This is a genomic window from Rahnella selenatireducens (assembly GCF_046449555.1).
Lineage (GTDB): Bacteria > Pseudomonadota > Gammaproteobacteria > Enterobacterales > Enterobacteriaceae > Rahnella > Rahnella selenatireducens.
Genome location: NZ_JBKEZJ010000043.1, coordinates 1 through 1117 on the forward strand (window position 1 = coordinate 1; position 1117 = coordinate 1117).

At 60.8% G+C, this 1117-nt stretch carries 1 pseudogene; it reads left to right on the plus strand.

From position 1 onward, the window contains the following. Positions 1–1117 (plus strand): annotated as a pseudogene (locus tag ACLBVC_RS24725) (hypothetical protein); the annotation flags it as partial.

Consider the following 1117-nt stretch of genomic DNA (forward strand, 5'->3'; position numbering starts at 1 on the left):
AATTACCGGCGTCACCGACAGCGCCGGACGGCGTTTTCGCCTTGAACTGATGACGCTGCCGGACTTCAAACCCGCACTGAATTCCGGCTGGGGCGAAGATGGCGGCGTGCGGCTTTCCGCCGTCTGGCTGACGAAGGATTTAGCGTTTCCGGATTTACCGACCAGACCGCTGGCTCGCTACGCCTACACGCCGCGCGGTGAGCTAAAAACCGTCTGTGACCGCGCGGGCGAAGTGGTCCGGGAATTTGACTGGCATCCGGAACTTTCCAGCACCGGCCTGATGGTCGCTCACCGCTATGCCGGACGCCCGGCCACGCGCTACGTGTACGACGCCACCGCAAAAGTCATTTCGCAGGTCAATCCTGGCGGCCTGTCTTACAAATTTGAATACAGCAAGAACCAGACCCGCGTCACCGACAGCCTCGGGTGCTTACGCGTCTATCACTTTGAAGGCGAGCAGGGATTACGCCGCGTGGTCAGACTCGAGCAGGCCGACGGCAGCTCTACGCAAAGCACCTTTAATAACCGCGGTCAGCTGATATCCCAGACTGACGTCCTCGGGCGAACCACTAAGTTTCACATCAATCCGGCCAGCGGCACGCTGGGCGCGATTTTGCATCCGGGCGGTGAAAAACGCAGCCAGTTCTACTACAACCAGGAGGGCCAACTGGTTTGCAGCACCGCGCCGGACGGACGCCGCGTAAGCAGGGAATATGATGCGTTTGGCCGTCTGATAGCCGACACCGACGCCCTGCGCCAGACCCGACGCTACCATTACGCAGACGATATCAGCGCTTTGCCCTGCGCCAGCGAAGACGCGGCGGGCGGGCGTCAGACGCTGGAATGGAACGCAGCCGGTTTGCTGGAAAGTTTTACCGACTGCTCCGGTTTCAAAACGACTTACCGCTACAACCGCGACGGCCAGCCGCTGGAAATCCTGCACGAAGAGGGCATGAAAACCCGCTTTGCCTACGATGCGCGCGGGCGACGGATTTCGCGCGAGGACAGCGCTGGCGGTAAAACGGTTTGGGAATACAACGCGGCCGGAGACGTCATCACCGTCACCCGACCGGACGGCAGTCAGTCCACGCAAACCTATGATGAGCGCGGTAATCCC